Below are 20,534 nucleotides of genomic sequence, written 5' to 3'. Positions count from 1 at the left end.
ACAATCTTTTTTACATACTCCCCGTGCAAGTTCATCACGGGATGACTGTCTTTTCTTACTTCACGTCATCCTCATGATTCAGGCCAGGATTGCGATCTTTGGAGCGTTTTAAGACCAGATCCTGATCAGTTGCATATCGGGATGACCAGGTAACTGGATTTGGGGCAACCTCTACGGGAAACTGTCTTTTGTTACTTCGCGTCATCCTGACGCGCTTCTGGCCAGGATCTCGTTTTTTGAAACAGTTGCAAGTGACAAGTTGCGAGTTGTAGAGCAAGAACCAAGAAACTCTCTAAGTCTCTTGAAACGGTCTTCTCGGTGGACGGTGGACCGTTGACGGACAACGTTGTTTTGAACAGCGCTCAGCGAGTCCTTGTTCTTAAGCATACAGCGGATCTTTGAGCGAGAAGACGCCTTGAGTCTGAGATGAAGCTTCGCTTCGAGAAAAACCATTTTTCCTCTATTGCCCGCTTTCAACTATGCGGAGTCTGAGATGAAGCTTCGCTTCGAGAAGAACAATATTCGAGACTACGAAGAATAAGGAGAAAAAGCAGCTCCAATAGCATCACCAGGGTGGGTATTGAGTGTAGGGTCTGGGGTTTGGCGGAAAGAACCGACTGACCCATTCACAATTATCTGATGCTACTGAGAACGAGTAGCTGGCGACGCGTCTTACCGTTGAAGCATGCCCTTAATTTTACTCACTTTGTCATCCTCACTTGATCTTGGTCACAATCTGGGCGGTGGGTCTCGGTTACCGAAGAATGGTGAACCAACAACGGACAACTATTTCTTCTGCTTGCAACTGACAAAATGAAACTTGGAACTGTTCTTTCCGGTGGACGGTGGACCGTTGACGGTCAACGTTGTCTTCAGCAGCGCTCAGCGTATCTTGGCACACCGGAACCTTGTACCTACTACGCTACCGGCGCTTGCGTCATCAGTCTGTCTTTCATCTCGCTATTTTATGAAGAAGAATCAATTCGTTGACATCTTCCATTTGGAGACAATTTTCGGTATGATTGTGAGAGTGAGTATGGCGCCGGTGACCATTCCTATGGCGAGAAGCAACCCAAGTCCTGAGAACAACTTTAAAGGCGCAAATACCAGCGATGAAAAGCCTGCAGCCAGAGCTATTGTATTGGAAAGTATCGCCGGTCTGACCTCTTGTCTTGCCCTGTAGATATCTTTGGTCTCTATGAATCTGTTGATCAGGTGAATCGCGTAGTCTATTGTCATTCCGAGAAGTACCCCGGAAACGATAGCAGTAGAGATTTCCAGCTTTATGCCCAATATCGCCATATAAGAGAAGTTGAAGAGTACAGACAAGGCGATCGGAAGGACAGACACTAGAGCCAGTTTGAATGACCTGAAAACGACTATGAGGAGCAAGGTGATGACTACTAGAGCCCATAAGATTGTGCTTACCTGACTGCGCAATATTTCGTTGTTCACCCCGGAGATTATCAACAGCGGCGAAGCAACGTAAGGACTATACTGCTGATAATCCTCTAGAATTTCCTTCAAGTCATCTTCGAGACGCTGGGAGCTTACTGCGTCGGTATTTGGAGTCTTGACGAGTAAGCGCAGCGAATTGCCGACCATATATTGCTGCACGGGCAGATCGCCGTTGCGAGCAGCTATCTGGAGTATTGGAAGGGGGATTCCGAAAGCACTGGAAACATCCATTATGGATGAAACGCCCCTGACTTCTTCGAGCATGTTAATGTCGGAAATGAGGTTCGAAATGATTTGTGCATCTGCGCCTGTGTAGAGGCTGTTCTTGTCAAGAATGACGTAAAAAGGCATGTTCCAGCCGAACTCATCTTTTATGGTTTCGGCTGATTTCACGATTGAGGAACTCTTCTCGAAATAGTCGAATTGGTCGAAGTTCCGCTCGATTTTGGAAATCAGAAATGGCGAAACGACTGCGAAAGCAATTATAGCTATAAGTGCAACCATTTCAATCTTCTTTGCCTTCTCTCCTGTCGGACCCTTGAACCTCAGTCTTCTATTCACCGCCGGGAGGTCGATGAAATAGAGAGCGGCAGGAAGAGCTATGAGAACGAGCGCCGAACTCATCATAATACCGATAGAGACCATAATTCCCAGTTGCCTGAAGGCCTCCAGACTGCTCACCAAGAATGTTAGAAAGCCGACTGCCGTTGTAAGCGCCGATAGGAAGACGGGGATGAGCTCCTCATGTACGGTTCGCTTCAACGCGAGATTTCTATCCAGAAACTTTCTGTTAGTGATGTATCGATCTACGAAATGGAGCCCATAAGACGAGGAGATTATAACTATGAAAAGACCCACCGTTGAGGTGAGAATGTTGATATCCAAGCCTATCATCACGCCGAAGCCGTAGGCCCAGACAGCCGCGATGATTGATAGAATCGAAGGGATGACTGCTGCCCGAATGCTTCCGAGCCTCAGGAAGTAGATGAAGCAGATTAGGCCGAAGAGAATTGGGGGATATACAACCAAGAGCGACAGTATTGAACCGTAGAGCTCTTCATCGATAATCGGCTCTCCGCTGGCGTAGAACTCCATGCCCTCCAGCGACTCGCCTGCAACTTTCAGGATCGTTTTGACATCTACGCTCTCGGTTACATTTATAGGAATGAGCGCGACCTCTCCATTCTCGTCTAGAAGGTTGTCGAGATAGAGCGGGTTCTGCAGAATCTCGCGAGCGTTATCCTTGGGGATCCCTTTCTCGAAATAAGGTTGGACGTTTGTCCCACCAATCAAACTAATCTTTGCCGCATCCTGATAGGAGTTGTAACCCACCACTCCCTCGATCGTAGAGAGCTTTTGCAGGAAATCATAAATCATTAGTGAATTGTCTTCCTTGAAGAGACCGTCTGTCTTAAGTACAATGATAATCTGCTTTTCACTTCCGAAAAGATTCTCCATCATTCTCATGTTTTCTCTCGAAGGAGATTTCTCTGGTAGAAGAAATTCGCTTGAAACGTTTATTTCAACTCTTAGAATGAAGAGCCCCATTACAATCGTGATGACGGCAAACAGAGTTATTATTAGGATAGAGTTCCTTCGGCTAATCATATGGATTGCCCCCTTTAAAGAATTGTACTATGATTTCTTTGAAAGTTATGTTTATGTATAGTAAAATATCTAAACCATTAATTACTTAGACTGTTATAATTACTTCACAGGAGGTGCACAATGAATGCAGAAGGCGAGGGAATAAGTCCTGAAAAGATACTTGAGTCTGTGTTTGATCTGGTCAGGAACTTCACAAAGTTCTTTTCTTTCACCATAGAGGCCGAAGAGATGAAGACAATCGAGCTCTATATCCTTTTGTTTGTTGCGCTCAAAGGGCCCCGGAGCATGTCCTCACTTGCGAAGGAGTACTCGATGACAAAGAGCAATATCACCGTTCTTGTGGACGATATGGAGAACAAGGGCTATCTTGCCCGTGTCCGTTCTGAAGAAGATAGACGGGTGATAATGATTACACTAACCGAGCGTGGCAAGGCTTTCTTTGAAAGCTTTTTGGCGAACTTTTCCAAGTTGATCTCCACGTTCATAAAGAAAGTTGGTTCCGAAGACCTTGCGATAATCACCGAAGGGTTCGAAAGAATCACTCGGATCGTCATAGACGAAGAACTCGTGAATTCCGATGAAGGGAGCAGAGTTGATAAGTCATGATACTAGTAACCGGTTCTACGGGGCATGTAGGCAACCTTCTCGTCAGAGAGCTTGTCAACCACGGTGAAAGTGTGAGGGCTGCTGCTCTGCCCGGTGAAGACACCTCGATGATCGAGCAGGAGGGAGTGGAGATACTCCATGGCGATATACGCGACAGGGAGTTTGTGGTCAGAGCCTGTGAAGGAATCGATACAGTCTATCATCTTGCCGCGCTCATATCCATAATGCCCAACATGAAGAAACAGGTGAGAAGCGTCAACGTAGGCGGCACGGAAAACGTGATTCACGCGTGCAAGGTTCAGCGGGTGAGAAGGATGATCTATACAAGCTCTATTCATGCCTTCACCGAGCTGGAGCCGGGAAGCACAATAGATGAAAACGTGCCGTTCAATCCGGCCCGCACTAGCGGGGTCTACGGGAAATCCAAGGCCGAGGCCGTGCTGAGCGTACTAACTGCAGCCAGGGAAGGTCTGGACGCAGTCGTGCTCTGCCCTACGGGAATCATAGGACCTTTCGACTACAAGCTTTCCGAAATGGGAAACATGATAAGGCTCTTCGCAAGCGGTAAGTTGAGAGTCGGGATCGATGGCTCTTTCGACTTCGTCGATGTCCGCGATGTGGTGAGTTCGGAGATCGCAGCTTCGAAAGTGGCAAAGCCTGGCGAGGTCTACATTCTCGGCGGAGAGTGCGTAACGATACAGGAGCTTACGGACATGCTGCACCATATAACCGGTAGAAAGAAAACCTACACCTTCTTGAAAAGTACTAGCGCTTACGTCCTTTCGGCCCTGAGCACACTGTATTACATGATCTCGAAGACCAAAGCCTGTTTCACCCCTTATACAGTACACACACTCACCAGAAACTACAAATATTCTCACGAGAAAGCTACGAAAGTATTGGGCCACAATCCCAGAAAGGTCCCGGAATCGTTAAGGGACGCCGTCGAATGGCTATCCGAGTACGGCACGATAAAACTGCGGTGAAAGCTCAATTCGGCAGGTCAGATGTAGATCATCCCACCTGGCAAACTCCAGTCTTATCTATTATTCAATGCACGAGAACCCATTCTTGAAAAGAAGAAAAAGCTTCTGAATATCTTTCTCTGATTCCTTTTCGTCTATCCTGTTGAGCTGAACCAAAGCACCCCTGAATGAGACGTTCATCCGACGCTGTGCGCCCAGGTTCTTGGTCTGAGGGGATGTAAGAGGCAGAGGGAAGAGGTTGGAAGAGCGGGAAGATCTTGATCTTCTTACCTCTAACCTCATTCCTGTCGCCTCTATAGGGTTTAGAGAGCGCGCGATACGGGCCAGATGAGACCCCTCAGAATCCCTGAACAGGAACCCCAAACAGAAGCATATTGGGGCAGGCTCTACTGGATGACAAGGTGAAGGGCTTCCTGAACATCCACAGTTATATTGGGAGGCTTCCTGAACATCCATTATAATGAGGTTATCAGCCGACGACCCTCATTGTCTTGTTCCAAACGCAATTGGCAAGTTCTATAGAATCTCCGTGAGGCGATACCATTCAGGATCTGAAAATATGCAAAAATTGCGAAGAAGCCTTTACTTAATTATGATCAAGTCTAACTAAGCTCTTCGCTACATCGAATAGCTCTTTGCTTTTTACTTTCAGAGATTGCTTGACTTCTTTCCAGGTAAGGACTGCTCCTAATGGATCTGGGGAGTCCTCTACATCATTGAAAAAGGCTACAGCCCTTACTATATGGTACAGATCGACTTCTCTACCATACTTCTTGACAAAAGCTTGAAGAACTCTTTCCGAAGACTCTCTCTTCAGGATTTCTGCGAGATCAAAGTAGTCCTTTTTCTCTGCTCTTGCGGCGATAGCGCTAAGCTTCATGGCGGCGATATCGATTACCGAAGCCACATCCAGAGACCCATACTTGTTGAAAGGTTCAATTAGTGCATAATGGTATTCAAAAAAGCTTGCTCGAACACCGTCAATTTCAGCTTCAAGGGTCCCTGTCTGAACCCTTACTTTCTCCACCAAAACACCAAACTGCTTCAAATACTCCAGCAATACTTCTGGCCAATAAGGCTGAGCTGTAAAGAAATCCAGATCGAAACTCACACGGTGTTCATAGTACATCGCCAGAGCCGTGCCCCCTGCAAGATAAAAATCAGTGAGTTTACTCTCAAGAATATTTAGAAGATTCAGCGTCTTTGATGAGAGTTTTCCGCTTCTAAGCATCTAATTATCTCCGATCTAGGAATATTCAGAATAAGGCTCCAGAAATTTGCGGTCGCCCTGCCGATTATTCTGCTTCTTCTAACTACCCCCGCGATCTCGGCTGAGTCATATTCAGAGAGAAGATTGACAACATCCTCCATCGTTCCGTACTCCAGAACCCTGGAGATGATGAAGAACTTGTCCTTCTCCTTATCAAGTTCTCTAACATTTACATCCCAGAAACATGTATTCCGCAAGTTTAGAGCCATATACTTCACCAAATCAATTCTATCATTTCAAGCTTCACAAACCTTCCAACTTCCCTGTAAACCTCCTGCTGTGGAGATCTCTCACAACCGCCATCTCGTAGAGCCTGCCCTGATGTATGCGCCTGTTCAGGGTACCTGCATGGGATGTCGCATGTAAGAAGCGCTATACACTAACAACAAGAACGCGCTGAGCGCTGAAAGGCCCGCTTGAAAAAACGCTGCTTGCTGCTCAAAACAACGTTGTCGGTCATCGGTCCACCGTCCATCGAGAAGACCGATGTCTGACAATCTCTATGCCCTATTTCTGCAACATGCATCTGGAGCATGGACCCGTCCTTGGAAGAGCGGGAGAAAAGCAGTTCTTAGTTCAGACGCTGTGCGTCCAGGTTCTTCGCAAAGAGAGAAGTTCATTATTCTGGTGCTTTGCACAAAAAGTTCTTCGTTCCGACACTTCGTGTCCAAGTTCCTGGTACGAACCGGATCTCGGGTATTGGGTCTCGGGTCTCGTAAGGGCATTGAGAGACGTCCGTCGTCCAACGTCCAAGAGCATGGACCCGTCCTTGGAAAAGCGTTACGAGGCGAGGCCGACTTCGTCGGTAAGTGATGCTGCTGCACAGGAAGTGATGCGCCGAAAGATCACCGGCGAAAGTGATGCTGACGCTTACGCGCCAGGAGGCAAAAAGCGTTAGTCTGCTTACGCAGGACGAAAGGCTGGCGAAGATCAAAGAGACGCTGAGCGCTGAACGCTGGGTAGACCATGGACCCGCTGGGAAGATCAAAGAGACGCTGAAGGCCGTACGCTGGGTAGAGCAAAGCAGCAGGAAGAAAGGTCAACGGTCCACCGTTCTCCGAAGGGAGAGAGCAGTTGCAAGTTCCAAGGTGCAAGTTGCAAGAATTAAAAGAACGGTTATCCTCTTTCGGGGGTGCCTTATCCGAGAAGACCGGAGCCGGAGAGCGAGAAGACGCTTTGAGTTTGAGATGAAGCTCCGCTTCGAGAGAAACCATTCAAAACTATGAATAGCAAAGAGAAGGGAGATCCGCATAGGAGATCTGAATGGGTGCCTGAAACAGAATGCCTGAACAGGCAGTTTTCAGAACAGACTCTACGGGATGACTGTCTTTTCTTACTTCAAGTCATCCTCGTGGTCCAGGCCAGGATCTCGATCTTTGAAACAGTTGCAAGTGACAAGTTGCGAGTTGAATAAGAAACGGTTATCAGTTATCGGTTCGCCGTTCTCCGATAGTATCAAAAGATCGTTCCGGCGCGTTGCGCCCAAGTTCCTCGTTCAGGAGCTAGGAGCTTTGTTCTTGTTTCATAAGAGCGGGAAGGTACGAGATAAAGAGAGAGAAAGAGACAGAGGGGAGAGTTCTCGTCTTCTCGTGAGCGAAGCGAACGGCTCGACATTGCTCTTTCTCGATTGATCTTATCGGAGGACGGGTCCTTGCTCTTGGACGGCTGACGGAGGACTTCTCATCAAAGCGTACAGTGGCTCTTCCAGCGATCAGCGGGTTCACCGTTTTTAAGCGTGCAGCGGATCTTCAGGGCGAGATTTCGTACACGAACACTACGGATGACAGTGTTTATAGTTCGGGAGAGCGAAACATGTCAGAGATAGAAAAAGGCGGGCTACTTCGCCCGCCGGATCGGTTTAGTGTTGAGATTTATTTCTCTCTTGCTTATACAGCCTCTACAAAGTCGCTTTCGAACTGACTGGTGTAAAGCTCGGCGTAGAACCCACCACGTGCAAGAAGTTCTTTGTGGGTTCCCTGTTCGACGATGTCGCCTTCGTTCATGACGAGTATGAGGTCGGCATCTCTTATTGTTGATAGTCTGTGGGCAATCATGAAGCTTGTCCTGTTTTTCATAAGGTTTTTCATGGCTTGCTGTATCAGGGCTTCCGTTCTTGTGTCGACTGAACTTGTTGCTTCGTCGAGTATGAGGACCTTTGGATCTGCCAGGATTGCCCGGGCTATCGTTATCAGCTGCTTCTGGCCTTGCGAGATGTTGCTCTGCTCTTCGTTCAGCACGAGGTTGTAGCCTTCGGGGAGGGTGTGAATGAATGACTCGACATGAGCAGCCTTAGCCGCTGCCAGTACTTCTTCATCTGTTGCGTCAAGCCTTCCGTATTTTATGTTGTCCCAGATGCTGGCGTTGTAGAGCCAGGTGTCCTGGAGCACCATTCCAAAGTTTTCTCTCAGGTCGTGCCGGGTGTAGTCTTTTATGTTGTGGCCGTCCAGGAGTATTTCTCCGGAGGTGACATCGTAAAAGCGCATCAGGAGTTTGACGATTGTCGTTTTTCCCGCTCCCGTGGGTCCGACGATGGCTATATTGTGTCCCTTGTCTACCTCGCAGGAGAAGTTTTTTATGATTGTCTTTTCCGGGACGTATCCGAATCTGACATTTCTGAACTCAACGTGGCCGTGATGATCAACCCCTTTGACGGGGTTCGTTGTCTCTGGTATTTCCTCTTCCTCTTCCAGAAATTCAAAGACTCTCTCTGCTGCCGCAGCCGTCTGCTGGAAGACGTTCATGATATTGGCGATCTGAGCGATAGGCTGAGTGAACGACCTCACATACTGTATGAAGGCCTGGATGTCACCGACCGTGATCATATTTCTGACGGCAAACCAGCCACCCATTATGGTTATGAGGACGTATCCGAGATTGCCCACAAAGGTCATGATAGGCATCATCATACCGGAGAGAAACTGGGATTTCCAGGCGGAGTCGTACAGTTCAGCGTTCAGTTTGTCGAAGGTTTCTATGCTTTTCTCTTCTCCGTTGAAGGCCTTTACGACGACGTGACCACCGTACATCTCCTCTACGTGGCCGTTTACCTTTCCGAGATACTCTTGCTGCTTCTTGAAGTATCTCTGAGACAGCTTAACCACAAAGGCGATGAGTCCCATCGAGACAGGCAGTATTAGCAAGGCTATCAGCGTGAGCTGCCAGCTTATCGTGAACATCATTATGGTGACCCCGACTACTGTCGTGATGGACGTTATGATCTGGCTCAAACTCTGGTTTAGCGTTCTGCTTATGGTGTCGACGTCGTTGGTTACCCTTGACAGGACATCTCCCTGGGAGCTCTTGTCGAAGTATTTGAGGGGAAGCCTGTTTATCTTATGGGAGATTTCCTCCCTGAATTTGTATGTGACCTTCGCAGATATGCCCGACATTATCCATCCCTGGATATACATAAACAGAGCGCTAAGTGCGTACAGTCCGAGAAGAATAAACATGGTTCTAGCTATCGAGTCGAAGTTTATTCCTTCGCCAGTTCCGGTGATCTTGGCCATTATTCCTTCGAAGACTTCCGTTGTCACCGTGCCGAGTATCTTTGGCCCCATGATGGAGAAAAGAGCGCCGGCCGCTGCGAAACAGAACACTATGATTATCAGGATCTGGTACTTCTTAAGGTATTGAACGAGTTTTTTCAGCGTTCCTCTGAAGTCTTTGGCTTTCTCTCCCGCACGCATCATGCCGGGGCCCATCGGACCTCCGCCGCGACCTCGATGACCTCTACCCTTTTCTCTGTTATCACTACTCATGCTAATTCTGCCTCTGAAAGCTGTGATTGTGCGATCTCTCTGTATATCTGACAGCTTTTCATCAGTTCGCGGTGCTTGCCGATTCCAACAAGGTTGCCCTCGTCAAGAACAAGTATCTGATCGGCGTTTTTTATCGTCGCAATTCTCTGGCCGACTATTATCATCGTGCTATCTCCCGTTTCCTGCTTCAGTCTTCTTCTCAGCGCAGCGTCTGTCTTGAAGTCAAGTGCAGAGAAGCTGTCATCGAAGAGGAGTATTTTCGGTTTCTTCAGCAGCGCCCTAGCTATGGAAAGCCTCTGCTTCTGCCCTCCAGATACGTTCGCGCCACCCTGGGAAATGGCTGCGTCATATCCTTCTTCTCTCGCGGTTATGAATTCGTCGGCCTGGGCGATTTCGACAGCCCTTTCAATTTCTTCTTCAGAGGCCGTCTCATTGGCATATCTCAGGTTGGATTCTATGGTTCCGCTGAAGAGTACACCCTTCTGGGGGACGTAGCCTATCTTTTCTCTCAGTTCATGCTGGTTCACTTCCCGGATGTCTATTCCGTCAACAAGCACCTGGCCGCCGCAGACATCGTAGAACCTCGGTATCATGTTCAGCAAAGTCGACTTTCCCGAGCCGGTCGAGCCTATAATCGCCGTCGTCTGTCCGGGAAGGGCTGTGAAGCTTATGTCGTTCAGGATATTTTTCTCGGCTCCCGGGAAACGGTAGCAGACGTTTTTGAACTCGACAGTTCCCTTGAAATCACTGCCGAATTTCTTCGGGTTCTTGGGGTCTTTTATCTGGGGATCAACCTCTAGGATTTCAGAGACTCTACCTGCCGAAACGGAGGCCCTTGGGATCATGATGAACATCATCGTCAACATGAGGAAGGCGAAGATGATCAACATGGCGTATTGTATATAGGCCATCATGTCTCCAACCTGCATCGTCGAAGCCTCTATCTGGTGCGCGCCCACCCAGACGATGAGGAGCATGGTCCCGTTCATAACAAACATCATCGCCGGCATCATCACTACCATCACCCGGTTTACGAATAGGTTGGTTCTTGTGAAGTCCTTGTTCGCGGAGTCGAATCTCTCTTCTTCAAACTTCTGGGTGTTGAAGGCTCTGACGACCATGAGGCCGGAGAGGTGTTCCCTTGTAACGAGATTCAGCCTATCGATAAGCTTCTGCATCTTCTTGAATTTTGGAAGGGCTATGACGAACACGATTCCCACAAGGCCTAGCATTATGATGACGGCGAGCGCTATGATCCAGGACATGGAGGTGCTCTTCTCGAGAGCCCTCATGACTCCTCCGACACCAATGATTGGGGCGTAGAATGCCATTCTAATTATGAGAACAATCACGAGCTGTATCTGGGTAATATCATTTGTCGTTCTAGTTATGAGCGAAGCCGTAGAGAATCTTGCAAATTCAGAGTTCGAGAAGTTTTCGACTTTCTCGAAAACGTCTCTTCTCATCGATCTCGCCGAGGCGGCAGCTATCTTCGAGGCGATGAAGGCGACCATGATGGTACTCAGCGCGCTAAGCAAGGTCACGAGAACCATGACTAAACCGGTGCGGAGCACATAGCCGCTCTGCAACTTTTCGGTGTCCACGCCAAGCTCCTCGTAGATTTCCTTCACGGAAAGTGCACCCGACTGGTTGACGATGTTTTCACCCATGACTTCGACCATGCTGTCAACCTGACTTAGCATTTCGAGCCTCTGGGCCTCCGGCATGAGCCGCAGCAGCAGGAAGACGTTTGCACCTTCGGGGATGTTGAAGCCGTCCGGGGGCGAAAAGGTCCCAGCTGCCCCGGTCATGCCGTTCTTGATTCCAGAATACGCCATGAGGGCTTTGCCGAAGAGCAGATTGAGAGCCTGTCGGTCTTCAATCTCTTCACTTTTCAGGACGTAAACATCTTTGCTCTCCAGCAAAGGGTACTTCTTGAGGTTTTCTTCATAAGTCGCCGAGTCTTTGTTTATAAGATCGTAGTAGCTCAGGACTTGTTGCCTCTCTTCTCCGCTCATGAAAAGCGAGACATTATCGAAGGCCTCTTTGCTTATGGCCTCAGGAATAGCGTCTTCGATACCGCCCTGCTGAATACCGACGTTTACGATATTCGACATGTAATCTGGAAGGGCCAATTCTGCCATTGCCTGAACAAAGAGCAGCGCCACCGCAACGATGATGAAGACAGTATAGGGTTTAAGGTATCTTATAAGTTTGAGCATCAGCTTAGTCCTCTTTCTTCGGATTCTTGCGATTCTTCGAGTATCCTCTCCAGCTTCTCAAGCCCTTGCATGATAGAATCAAGGTCTTCTTCAGTTGCCGTAGACAATGTCCTTCTCATCTTAAGGGCAAAGGCATTGAGCTGTTTCTTCACGGGTTTGCAATACTCTTCCGCAAGACTTATCATAACTATTCGCCTGTCCTCTTCGCTTCTCTTTCTTTTGACGATCTTCTTTTCGACGAGTCTGTCGATTATCCCCGACACCGTGCTGTTTGAGAGATCTAGCTCCCTGCTTATATCGCTCATCTTCATATCGCCGTATTGGTTGAGCACTCTCATAACAAGGATCTGGGATTGGGTTACGTGCATCTTCTTGAAATCCCTTTCGAAATTCTGCTTTATGAGAGACACGATCCGCTTGATCGCTGTCAGCATCTCTTCTATTCTTGAGCTTTCTTCCAACAGAACCACCTTCTTCTTACATTATCAGAACTTTCGCGTCCGAATACTCAGAGTCCGAATATTTCGTATGCGAAATATATTGTACTGCAATAAACGGCCAGTGTCTACGAAGAAAGAAAGAAAGTTCGTAAACTTTGCGAGAACATGAGCGGTTTTTTCAGCTACGCGATCTCTCGTGCCGAGGCAAAACGGGTCTCGGGGTTGGGGTCTAGGGTCTGGCAAGAGCTGAAAGCGCGGGAAGAACCGTCCCTCGTACTTCGTCCAAGAGCATGGACCCGTCCTTGGAAAAGCGAAAAAAGAGCAGTTCTTAGTTCCGACGCTGTGCGTCCAGGTTCTTGGTCAGAGGGGATGTAAGAGGCCAGAGGAAAGAGGTTCGAAGAGCGAAGAGATCTTGATCTTCTTACCTCTAACCTCATTCCTGTCGCCTCTATAGAGCGCGCGCGATACGCGCGAGATGAGACCCCACAGAATCCCTGAACAGGAACCCCCAAAGGGGCATATTGGGGCAGGCTTTCAGGGCGGGCTCTACGGGATGACATGAGGGGGAAGAATTTCGGGCGAAACGAATTTGGTGCTTCTTTTCTTGCTCTTACAACAACCAAGAACCTCTCTTACTAGGAGCTCTACGAGCTCTACGGCGATGAAAGTTTTTTCTGACTTTCAGTCATTCTGGCGTGAACCTGGCCAGAATCTCGTTCTTTAAAACAGTTGCAAGAGACAAGTTGCGAGTTGAATAAGAAACGGTTATCCGTTATCGGTTCGCCGTTCTCCGACAAGAATGAAAAGATCGGTAAAGGCGTGACTAGGGTCTTGGCTTTTCACAGCGTACAACGAGTTTTCTGCTCTTAAGCGTTCAGCGGTTCTTTCCAGCGAACAGCGGGTCTTCGTTGTTGAGCGCGCAGCGGATCTATGACTCGAGATCCCGATCAGTTGCATATCGGGATGACAGCCGTTTTCTTATGTGATTCTGACATGATACCGGTCAGGATCTCGGTTCTCTCGTGAGCGCAGCGACCGTCTCTAACAGCTCTTTCTCGATGCTTCTTATTGGTCTCGCAAAGCCGAAACTGGTCTGTGCGAACAGACAGGCTTAATAATCGTCTCCTGCCGAAGGCAGCATTGCGACCTGGCGTGGTCTTTGCCAGCCTTGCGTCCGTCGATGTTCTTCGGCGCCTTGCGTCCCGCCGAATGCGGCATTGCGTCTTCTTTCACCAGTGACTGGTTCTTCTCTCTTCTCGTGAGCGCAGCGATCCTCTCGAAAGCGCTCTTTCTCGATTGACCTTTTCGGTGAACGGGTTTATGATCTGGGACGGTCAACAGAGAAGAGCATCTCACAGCGTTCAGTGACCAGAGAAGAACGTATCTTTCATAGTACAGTGTGTCGCTTCGAATAAAAGAAGTAGGTAGTATTTATGTTTCGTTGGATTCACGGCAAACGACATCTTCGCTCTCTTTTTCTCTTAAGGTCAGCTTCTCTCTGCGTATGAAACCTAGTTATGGTAACTGCGCAAGAACTTGACTCACCTCTTGCTCACCTAACCCTGCATCGTTCTTTTGCGTCTAACTGAGCATTTTGCAGATATTCGATCTAGAGTGCCCCTCTTTGGTTTTGAGGAGAGATTTCCACGTTTTTCGAGTTGGATAACAGAATGTATAATGTTAACGTTAACTGTTAACGTTAACACGATCAAGGAGGGTAAGTAGTGAAGAGAGCCACCTTACGAGAAGTAGCACAGAAGGCGGGCACATCAATGATGACTGTATCTAGAGTGATTAACTCTAGGGATTCAGTGAGCGATGAAACAAAGTCCAAAGTACTAAGTGCAATACAGGAGCTTGGGTACGAGCCTCACAAAGATGCGCGAATTCTCAGGGGTGGAAAAACTGGGAGAATCGGGATTGTGGTCTCCGATATTAGAAACCCCTTTTATTCGCAGGTAGTTGGGGACCTCGAGGACCTTGCAGAAGAGAATAACATGGCAGTCATTGTGTCGGACACGAGCAAGAGACTTGACCAGGAGAAGAAGGCATTGAAGTCTCTTCTCGATATCAAGGTTGACGCCATTGTAGTTGCTCCTGAAGGATATGAGAGTTCTCATCTTATAGATGTAATCAGTTCGGGAACTGATGTGGTGTCCTTTGGAGTTCATTTTGAGCATGATTTGATTTCCGAGGTCTCTATCGATGAGATCGCCGGTGCTGCAAAGGCGGGCTCCTATCTCAGGAGTGCCGGAATCAGTGATGTCGTGTTGATCATGGGGAATCCGAGAAAGTTCACTACTAGAGGCAGAATGGAGGGTTTTTTGAGGGGCTTTGGAGACGTACGACAAGAGAGAGTGTTGTATCTTGAAGTTGATTGGAAAGCTTCTTACGGAACAGTGAAGGAACTGCCCAAGCTTCCCGAAGCCTTTTTCTGCTACAACGACATGATGGCAATGGGTGTCATTAGGGCTATAGAGGAAAGAGGAGCTGAAGTCGGAAAAGACGTCAAAGTAATTGGATATGACGATGTGTATATGGCAGAAATAGCAGGCATAACAACTTTAAGAATTCCGATTCGCAGCATGGTGGAGGAAGCCTTCAAAACAATACTGAGTGAAGATGTTAGAAAAAGAGTTTTCACCCCGGAATTCATACTGCGCAAGAGCGCATAAATAGGAGGTGGCGAAATGAAAAGAGTCTTATTGGCTGTTCTTTTTGTTTCAATTGCTTTGGTTGGTTTGGGAGTCCAGAAACTCGTTGTTAATTCCTACATGTCAGACCCGGAACCGAAGAGGGTATTTGAGGAACTGGTAGAACAGTTTGAGTCTATGTACCCAGACTATGAAGTGACTGTCAACACATTTGCTCATGAAGACTTCAAAGTTCTCCTCAGAACGTGGCTTACTTCATCCAATCCACCAGACGTTGTAACTTGGTTTGCAGGTGAGAGAATGAGATACTTCGCCAGCAAGGATCTCCTCGAACCAATTGGTGATATCTTTGAAGATGGCTTTGAAGCAGATTTTCCAAAGGCATTTGTGAGCGCTTCCAGCTACGAAGACGAGATCTACTTTCTGCCGCAATCGTGGTACTGGTGGGGTGTGTATTATAGGAAATCTGTTTTCGAAGAACTTGGAATTACCGTACCTGTCACTTGGAAGCAATTCCTTGACGTTTGCGAGACTCTCAAGACAAACAACATGATCCCGATAACTATAGGAACAAAGTATCTCTGGACTGCAGCAGGGGTCTTTGATTATCTAAACATGAGAGTAAACGGAATCGAATACGCACTTAAGCTCACAAATGGAGAAATCCCATATACGGATGACGGAATGAAGGCGGTTTTTGCATACTGGAAACAGCTTGTAGATAATGGGTATTTCATAAAGGATGCAACGTCCTACACATGGCAGGAAGCTGCCAACTATCTTTTCACCGGTGAAGCAGGTATGTATCTGATGGGACAGTTCATAAAGGATGTTGCTCCAGCCGGCGTGAAGGAGGATCTTGACTTCTTCAGGTTCCCTGTAATTGACGGAAATATCGGCTTGTTTGAGGATACACCAATCGATGGCTTCATGATGCCAGCCAATGCCAAGAACAAAGAAGCAGGAAAGACATTCCTCAAATTTATCGCTTCGAAGGAAGCGCAAGAATACTTTGCTACAGAACTGGGAAGACTAGCTGCAAACAAGCATGTTCCTGCGCCGGACGACCATTCCAAGAAAGGCCTGGAAATGATACTTTCATCTGATGGAGTAATGCAGTTCTATGATCGAGATACCGATCCAGAGATGGCTAATGCCGGAATGAATGGCTTTGTTGAGTTCATGACCTTCCCTTCCAGACTCGACACAATCCTGAAGAATCTCGAAAACGAACGAAACAGAATCTACAAGTAAGAATTACATGAAGGGCGGTTTGTGAAGAGCCGCCCTTCATGTCCTTATTATTTACGATAAGTCAGGAAGTACGTCATCGTTCTTGAAAACTGACATGATTATTCGCATGCTGTCAGTGGCATCAGATAATGTTGTCTTGATCTGTACTTAGGGCTGGCGGACAGTGGTGCTTGTGAAAACGACTTAGCTACTGTCAAGAGATCAGAAAAGTTACTAGATCTTGACTTCAAGACATCTAGGTGTTTCTCTGAGCACTTCTCTTTGCTTAACTGCACAGTCACGCAAGCAGACAGGACTCAGTTGCGGGGGAAACATGGAAAGTAGGGTCTTGAAACAGAGAGGACACGCATTGGGAATCGTAAGTTGGATAATAGGCTTCAAGAGAAGGATATGAGCAAAGATTACCTTGGTTTGGAGGAAACAATGAAAAGCAGAAGATGGGTTCCTTGGGCTTTTTTAGCCCTTCCTCTCACAATGTATTCTATATGGGTCATTTATCCCTTGATCAGTACGCTTCTTCTCAGTTTTACCAACTGGGACGGGGTCTCAATGTCTATGGAAATAATTGGCCTGGACAACTTCAGAGAGTTGTTCAGGGACCCATATTTCATTGTTTCCCTAGTAAACAACATTAAGTGGCTGATTGGATTTGCTTTGATATGCGTACCTGCCGGGCTCGGAATTGCTATTTTGCTCGACCAAGGCTTTAGAGGAAATAAGGTGTACAAGACACTGATCTACCTCCCTATGACACTTTCGTTCGTTGTGATTGGACAAATCTGGTCCTGGATTCTCGAACCAAGAAGCGGCGTTTTGAACAGTTTTTTGGCCTTGCTCGGATTCAAAGGTGTTTCATGGTTGAGCGATCCCTCCATAGTAACTTACTCATTGATAATGGCAGCGTCTTGGAGGCAGATTTCTTATGCTATGGTTCTCTTTCTTGCCGGGCTTAAGGGTGTTCCGAAGGAACTGGTCGAAGCTGCCACGGTCGATGGCGCTGGTCCTTGGAAGAGATTCTGGAACGTCGTGCTTCCGATGCTTAAGCCTGCAACCATAGTGGCTGTCACAGTAAGCGTTATCGATTCGCTCAGAGCCTTCGATATCGTCTATGTTCTGACTCGCGGAGGGCCCTTCTATTCTTCGTCTGTCATGGCAAATTACATGTATATTAAGACATTCAACAATTACAGGATGGGCTATGGATCATCTATTGCTACTGTCCAGTTCCTTATCACCCTGGTGTTCATAGTGGTTTATATGCGGAACGTGTTGAAAAGGGAGGTCGAAAACGAATGAAGAGGACCCTTTTCTACATATTCGCCACCCTCCTCGTTCTTGTCTGGCTAATGCCTTTTGTCATAACTGCTTTTACTTCATTGAAGAGCATGGATGAACTCATGTTAGGAAGAAGATGGTGGGAACCGCCAAAAGAAGTTCGGCTTGAGAACTATGCAACTGCCTGGAATGACGCGAATATGGGTAGGTATTTCCTGAATACATTCATAATTACCGTGCCTTCAGTTCTTGGCGCTCTATTCCTTTCTAGTCTGGGCGCATTCGCGCTGGCATGGTACGATTTCAAGCTTTCCAAAACTATCTTGATGATCTTTGTCGGCGGTATGTTGATTCCTTTTCAGATGCTTTTGATACCCGTGTATCGTATGTCGATGTCTTTCGGAATCTACGATAGCTATATCGGTGTAATTCTCTTTCATATTGCGTTTCAGCTTGGGTTCTGCACGTTCTTCCTGAGAAACTTCATGAAGACAATACCTGAAAGCATATTCGACGCCGCGATGATTGACGGAGCGGGTCACTTCTTGATCTACAGAAGAATTGTCTTGCCTCTCGTGGTACCTGCTATGGCAGCTCTGGGAATTCTCGAGTTTACATGGATCTGGAACGATTATCTTTGGTCTCTGATACTTATACAAAGTGATAGATTTAAGCCTGTAACCTTGGGTCTTGTCAATCTTCAAGGTCAGTGGGTTACGAGCTGGAATGTGATGGCTGCAGGGTCTATAATTGCAGCAGTTGTTCCTCTGGTAGTTTTTCTTCTTTTCCAGAGGTACTTCATAGAAGGACTTACAGTTGGGAGTGTTAAAGGATGAAATGGTTTGGAGCGGCTTATTATCCAGAGCACTGGCCTCGCGAGCGCTGGAAAGAAGATGTAAAAGTGATGAGGGAAATGGGAATGAACGTGGTACGTATAGGAGAGTTCTCCTGGAGCATAATCGAAAGGGAACGAGGCAAAATAGACTTTTCTGTCCTTGACGAAGTTATTGATCTTCTCGATTCAGAAGGGATAAAAGTTATAATGGGGACTCCCACCTGCACGCCTCCACCCTGGCTGATAAAGGAGTTTCCCGAGATACTTCAGAGGGATGTCAACGGATTGTTGATCGCAAGCGGCAGTCGCAGGCATTACTGTTTCAACTCGACCATCTATCGCAAGGAAACGGCAAGGATTGTTGAGGCTTTTGCAGACCACTTTGGTAGAGACCCCAGGATAGTCGCATGGCAAATCGATAACGAATACGGATGTCATAATTCCACGGTCTGCTACTGCGAGAACTGTGCCACTTCATTCAGACATTGGCTTAAGAGAAAGTATGGTTCCATCGAGAACCTCAACAGAGCCTGGGGGACAGTCTTCTGGAGTCAGACATTCAATAAATGGGAAGAGATAGACCCGCCCAGAAGAACCCTTACATCTCCAAATCCTTCGTTGGTACTAGATTATAGGAGGTTTTCTTCTGACTCTGCGATTAATTACCATAATCTGCAGAGAGAGATCATTGAGCCAAAGAGCGAGGCTCCAATAACTCACAATCTTATGGTCAATTTCACAGAGATCGACTATAAGAAGCTTTCAGATTCCATCGACTTCGTATCTTGGGACAATTACATAGCGGAGGATTATGATCCGGATCTCCAGGCGCTTAACCATGACCTAATGCGTTCTCTCAAGAAGAAGCCTTTTCTCGTAATGGAGCAGCAACCCGGAAGGGTAAATTGGCGTTCCGTGAACACTTGGCACAGTGCTGATCAGCTTTCTTTTTGGGTGAAGCAGTCTTTCGCCCATGGAGCATTTGGTTCACTGATTTTCAGGTTCAGGCAATTGCCGTTCGGTTCGGAGCAGTTTCACACAGGCCTAATCGACTATGACGGCGATCCAACTGAACGCGCAAAAGCCTTTTCAGAAGTAATAGCCGGACTGGCAGACTGGAGCGTGGTCGTTCCGCAGAGAGAAGCGGCTGTTTACATTGATTATGAGAATTTCTGGATAAACGAGACAGACAATCTTAACAATAGATTTGATCTCTTGCTCGATGCGATTTTGCCAGTTTACAAGGCAATCAGGAGTCTCGGTTACAACGTTGATTTCGTTTTTCCAGGTGACTCTTTGGACGGGTATTCATTTGCTTTCGTTCCTTCGAGTTTCAAGCTTGAAAGCAGTTTTGTCGACCAGCTGAAGATATTCAAGGGGAGAGTCTTCTTCACTGCTATGAGTGACCAAAAAGATTGTCACAACTTCATAAAGAAAAGCAAAGACAGCTTTCTTAACGAACTTATTGGTATAAGGGTCATTGATGCAGGTGGTATAGAAGAGACTGTGAGCATATCTTTCGCTGGCCAGATTTTCTCCTGCTCTTATGTTGCTGAAAGAATCCTCCCTGCGGATGACTGCGAGATACTGGGAGTTTACTTGGACGGCCCATATAAGGGCAGTTCAGCCCTAATAAAGCGTGAAAACAAGTACTACTTAAGCTCTATCCCGGACACCGAGTTTCTTGAAAGACTGCTTGTCGAAGCAGGGGTAGAGAAGAGAGTGGAGCAATCGGGGAGGATCATTAAGGATGGATCGCAGACAATTCTTTTGAATCCCTTTTCGCACGTTACAATGATAAAACTAAACGGGAAGGAGCATATCCTCAGGGAACACGAGGTCAGGAAACTCTGATCATTATAAAACACGCTCTCAAAGATTAAGTGATAAGCAATCCTTTCAAGTGACAACTTGGGACCAGATTGTTTTCGTGCTTCTCAGGTATTATCGTTAAGAAGGAGGTAAAATCGGCGGTAGAGGACGATGGCACTCTCACCGTTCACCTGAACTTAGTCGAAGGGCTGCGAGAAAACGGTTTCGATGTAATCACCAGCGCGGGCGAGCCTGAAGAGAACAAGATCGGCAGCAACTGCGGCCTCTTTATTCGCAGACCTCTTCAGGGCTCAAAGGGTAACCCTGAGATATATTCTTCAGTTAAGTCCAAC

At 47.2% G+C, this 20,534-nt stretch carries 13 protein-coding genes; 7 read left to right on the top strand and 6 right to left on the bottom strand.

What is annotated here, in order from left to right:
- Positions 1-978: 978 nt before the first annotated feature.
- Positions 979-3,066, bottom strand: coding sequence for an RND family transporter (locus Q502_RS05610; protein ID WP_099829997.1), 2,088 nt, complete (start codon positions 3,064-3,066; stop codon positions 979-981).
- Between the two features lie 120 nt (positions 3,067-3,186).
- Here Q502_RS05610 and Q502_RS05605 point away from each other — a divergent pair, with 120 nt between their 5' ends.
- Complete coding sequence (locus Q502_RS05605; protein WP_099829998.1) at positions 3,187-3,672, top strand: MarR family winged helix-turn-helix transcriptional regulator; 486 nt, start codon at positions 3,187-3,189, stop codon at positions 3,670-3,672.
- Positions 3,669-4,658, top strand: a complete 990-nt coding sequence (locus Q502_RS05600) for an NAD-dependent epimerase/dehydratase family protein (protein WP_099829999.1) — start codon at positions 3,669-3,671, stop codon at positions 4,656-4,658. Before Q502_RS05605 ends, Q502_RS05600 begins: the two co-directional genes overlap by 4 nt.
- A 586-nt stretch (positions 4,659-5,244) precedes the next feature.
- Here the strand turns inward: Q502_RS05600 and Q502_RS05590 are convergent.
- The 5 genes from Q502_RS05590 to Q502_RS05565 form a co-directional block, all read right to left on the bottom strand.
- On the bottom strand, positions 5,245-5,889 hold the full coding sequence (locus Q502_RS05590; protein ID WP_099830001.1) for a nucleotidyl transferase AbiEii/AbiGii toxin family protein: 645 nt from the start codon (positions 5,887-5,889) through the stop codon (positions 5,245-5,247).
- A complete protein-coding gene (locus Q502_RS05585; protein ID WP_133117327.1) occupies positions 5,853-6,137 on the bottom strand; it encodes a DUF6922 domain-containing protein in 285 nt (94 codons plus the stop codon). The genes Q502_RS05590 and Q502_RS05585 overlap by 37 nt, the downstream gene beginning before the upstream one ends.
- A gap of 1,677 nt (positions 6,138-7,814) precedes the next feature.
- Positions 7,815-9,689: an ABC transporter ATP-binding protein gene (locus tag Q502_RS05575; RefSeq protein WP_099830006.1), complete on the bottom strand. Its 1,875-nt coding sequence runs from the start codon at positions 9,687-9,689 to the stop codon at positions 7,815-7,817.
- A complete protein-coding gene (locus Q502_RS05570; RefSeq protein ID WP_099830007.1) occupies positions 9,686-11,911 on the bottom strand; it encodes an ABC transporter ATP-binding protein in 2,226 nt (741 codons plus the stop codon). The genes Q502_RS05575 and Q502_RS05570 overlap by 4 nt, the downstream gene beginning before the upstream one ends.
- A complete protein-coding gene (locus Q502_RS05565) occupies positions 11,911-12,372 on the bottom strand; it encodes a MarR family winged helix-turn-helix transcriptional regulator (RefSeq protein ID WP_099830008.1) in 462 nt (153 codons plus the stop codon). The genes Q502_RS05570 and Q502_RS05565 overlap by 1 nt, the downstream gene beginning before the upstream one ends.
- 1,703 nt (positions 12,373-14,075) lie before the next feature.
- Between Q502_RS05565 and Q502_RS05560 the strand changes: the two genes are divergently transcribed.
- The 5 genes from Q502_RS05560 (at position 14,076) to Q502_RS05540 (ending at position 20,223) form a co-directional block, all read left to right on the top strand.
- Positions 14,076-15,026 (top strand): LacI family DNA-binding transcriptional regulator, encoded by a 951-nt coding sequence (locus Q502_RS05560; RefSeq protein ID WP_099830009.1) that lies wholly within the window; start codon positions 14,076-14,078, stop codon positions 15,024-15,026.
- A gap of 15 nt (positions 15,027-15,041) precedes the next feature.
- Positions 15,042-16,259, top strand: a complete 1,218-nt coding sequence (locus Q502_RS05555) for an ABC transporter substrate-binding protein (protein WP_099830010.1) — start codon at positions 15,042-15,044, stop codon at positions 16,257-16,259.
- A gap of 423 nt (positions 16,260-16,682) precedes the next feature.
- Positions 16,683-17,555 carry a carbohydrate ABC transporter permease gene (locus Q502_RS05550; protein ID WP_099830045.1) on the top strand — a complete coding sequence of 291 codons (873 nt, stop codon included), beginning with the start codon at positions 16,683-16,685 and terminating at the stop codon, positions 17,553-17,555.
- Positions 17,552-18,370 (top strand): carbohydrate ABC transporter permease, encoded by an 819-nt coding sequence (locus Q502_RS05545; protein WP_099830011.1) that lies wholly within the window; start codon positions 17,552-17,554, stop codon positions 18,368-18,370. Before Q502_RS05550 ends, Q502_RS05545 begins: the two co-directional genes overlap by 4 nt.
- Entirely contained in the window at positions 18,367-20,223 is a 1,857-nt protein-coding gene (locus tag Q502_RS05540; protein ID WP_099830012.1) for a beta-galactosidase, read from the top strand. Before Q502_RS05545 ends, Q502_RS05540 begins: the two co-directional genes overlap by 4 nt.
- Positions 20,224-20,534: the final 311 nt, after the last annotated feature.

Source organism: Mesotoga sp. Brook.08.YT.4.2.5.2., assembly GCF_003351125.1.
GTDB lineage: Bacteria > Thermotogota > Thermotogae > Petrotogales > Kosmotogaceae > Mesotoga.
The sequence above is the reverse complement of the archived record's forward strand: the minus strand, read 5'-3'. Positions and strand labels throughout refer to the sequence as shown.